This window comes from Tabrizicola sp. (assembly GCF_051645465.1).
GTDB lineage: Bacteria > Pseudomonadota > Alphaproteobacteria > Rhodobacterales > Rhodobacteraceae > Tabrizicola.
On sequence record NZ_JBOFBI010000126.1, the window covers coordinates 1 to 2,638 of the forward strand.

Sequence of the window (2,638 nt, forward strand, 5' to 3'; positions counted from 1 at the left end):
CCGAACCGCCCGAAGACCCACCCGGCGTCAGATTGCGATTGTCCACCTTCCAGGGGTTCACCGCATTGCCATAACACGAGGTCTCGTTACTCGACCCCATGGCAAACTCGTCCATGTTCAGCTTGCCCAGCATCACCGCACCCGCCCCGAAGAGCTTCGCGGTCACGGTCGACTCATACTCCGGCTTGAACCCCTTCAGGATGTTCGACCCGGCCTGGCTCGGCACGCCCTTGGTGCAGAACAAGTCCTTGATCCCCAACGGAATCCCGCACATCGCAGGCGCGTCGCCCGAGGCCAGCCGCGCATCCGCCGCCCGCGCCTGATCCAGCGCAATCTCCGGCGTCTTCCAGACAAAAGCGTTCAGCCCGTCGCCCGCATCCATCGCGGTCAGACAGGACATCGTCAGATCGACCGCCGTGATCTCGCCCTTCCGCAGCGCATCCCGCGCCGCCGCGATGGTCCAGCTGTTGGCGCTCATTCCACCACCTTCGGCACCGCAAAGAACCCCTCGCGCGCATCTGGCGCGTTCTTCAACACAGCGGCCTGCCGGTCACCATCCGTCACCACATCCGTCCGCCGCTTCAGCCGCATCGGCGTGACCGAGGTCATCGGCTCCACCCCCGTCACATCCACTTCGTTCAGCTGCTCCATGAAGCCCAGAATGCCGGACAACTGCCCAGCAAGCGCTGGCAGATCGGCTTCCTCCACCCGGATGCGGGCAAGTTTTGCCACCTTGCGCGCGGTGTCGATATCAATGGACATGGCGGCCCCCTTTGTCTCGGCTCCGTTTAGCGGGCGCGGCACGGCCCTGCAAGCCGGAGCAGCCCCGCCCCCTTGCAGAAGGGGGCGGGGCAAGTCACCCGGCCATCAGCGGATCAGCGTGAGCAGGATGATCGGCGGCACCGGGCGCTTCAGCTCGGACGGGGGCAAGCCGATGTCGCGGCGCAGGTGATCGGTCAACTGCCCGATGTCCGGCGCACGGGTCGCAGGCACGGGCCGCACCAGCCGCACCATCAGGGCGGCCATCACGGCACGAAAACCATGCTCGGAAACCAGCCGCTCGACGGCGTGGTTCAAAGGGGATCTGTCGTCATTCAATGTCGCGTTCATGGATGCACCAGACCGGCGCCGCTTCAGGCAACCGGTCCCTTCGATGGGGGTCAATGGATCGGACCACTAAGTGCAGACCGATGGCCTGCCGCTAATGAACCAGTTGCGCTGAAGGTCAGGGAAAGCCCGATCCGGAAGGATCGCGCCAGGACGACGGTTTTAGGCCAGCGTCATTGCTTGGTAAGTGCCCAAGCTGCTGCTGCCACTCCCATGCCGTAAGCTCGGCGGTGGTTGGGTAGGACGATGGTACTGAACATTCGGCGCCTCCCTTTTCAAGTGGTTACAAGCTCGCTTTCGATACACGAAGTCATCGCCGAAAGAAACCCGAAAGTTCCGTAGCGGCAACTTTTGCCGCATTGCAGCAACAAAGGTGACGGATTCCCGCTCAGCCCTTGTCAATGCAGGTGAATCCCCTTGCCGCGCCGCGGCGAGATACTACGTTTCCGGCGACTGACAGGATGGAGATTTTCGAATGAATATCACCTGGCTTGGCCATTCCGGCTTTCGGATCGAGATTGAAGCAGCCGTCCTCCTGATCGACCCCTGGCTCACCGGCAACCCGATGTTTCCGGCCGATCGGCGGGACGAGGCGCTGGCCGGGGCGACGCATGTGCTTCTGACCCATGCCCACGGCGACCACGCCAGCGACGCCGCCGCGATCGGTGCGGAAAAAGGCGTCCCGGTGGTCTGCGTCCACGAGGTCTCGGAATGGCTCAACGCAGGCGGAGGGGTGGAAACCATCGGTTTCGGCAAGGGCGGCACCGTGACGCTTGGCGGGGCCAAGGTGACGATGGTCAACGCGTCGCACTCGGCGTCGGTCGATTTTCAGGGCACGCTCCTGCCCGCAGGCTGCGCTGCCGGTTTCATGATCGCGGGCGAGGGTCACGTGATCTATGTCTCGGGCGACACCGACATCATGGCCGACATGGCCTGGATGGCCGAATACCACCAGCCGACGATCGGCATCCTCTCCGCCGGGGGCCACTACACGATGGACATGGACCGCGCCGCCTTTGCCGCGCGCAAGTATTTCAACTTCCGCACCGTGATCCCCTGCCACTACAAGACCTTCCCGTTCCTCGCCCAGGACGCCGCCCCCTTGCGCGCGGGCCTCAGGCCGGGCGTGGAACTGGTGGAACCCGAGGTCCTGGTGCCGATCCGGTTCTGATCCGACAGGTAGGTCGGGGCCTGCCCCGACTCGCCCATCCCGCAAACCTTGCCAAATCCTTAACAAAATTCACATTATCATTTATAATCAATATATTACCCAACTTAACAACCTTGTTATCAGGCCCCCTCCCCCCGCTTTTCCCGGAAAAACTCCTTCAACAAAGCCTCCGCCTCCGCCCCCGCAATGCCATCATAAACCTCCGGCACATGATGGCATTGCGGGTGGCTGAAGACCCTGGCCCCGACCGCCACGCCCCCCGATTTCGGGTCCGCCGCCCCATAGTAAAGCCGCGCCACCCTCGCCACCGAGATCGCAGCCGCACACATCGGGCAAGGCTCCAGCGTCACATAAAGATCA

General features: G+C 63.2%; 5 protein-coding genes. 1 reads left to right on the top strand and 4 read right to left on the bottom strand.

Annotation, left to right across the window (positions count from 1 at the left end):
• From ACRCSW_RS07935 to ACRCSW_RS07945, 3 genes are all read right to left on the bottom strand, one after another.
• Positions 1–478: amidase (locus ACRCSW_RS07935; protein ID WP_438704030.1), on the bottom strand; the 478-nt coding region annotated here is incomplete at its 3' end.
• Positions 475–762, bottom strand: coding sequence for an Asp-tRNA(Asn)/Glu-tRNA(Gln) amidotransferase subunit GatC (gene gatC / locus ACRCSW_RS07940; protein ID WP_438704032.1), 288 nt, complete (start codon positions 760–762; stop codon positions 475–477). The genes gatC and ACRCSW_RS07935, both read right to left, overlap by 4 nt.
• A 105-nt stretch (positions 763–867) precedes the next feature.
• Complete coding sequence (locus tag ACRCSW_RS07945; RefSeq protein WP_438704034.1) at positions 868–1,110, bottom strand: hypothetical protein; 243 nt, start codon at positions 1,108–1,110, stop codon at positions 868–870.
• A gap of 472 nt (positions 1,111–1,582) precedes the next feature.
• Between ACRCSW_RS07945 and ACRCSW_RS07950 the strand changes: the two genes are divergently transcribed.
• Positions 1,583–2,278, top strand: coding sequence for a metal-dependent hydrolase (locus tag ACRCSW_RS07950; RefSeq protein WP_438704035.1), 696 nt, complete (start codon positions 1,583–1,585; stop codon positions 2,276–2,278).
• Between the two features lie 119 nt (positions 2,279–2,397).
• Here the strand turns inward: ACRCSW_RS07950 and ACRCSW_RS07955 are convergent.
• Positions 2,398–2,638, bottom strand: a 241-nt coding sequence (locus ACRCSW_RS07955) for a nucleoside deaminase (RefSeq protein WP_438704036.1), incomplete at its 5' end; no start/stop codon positions are given.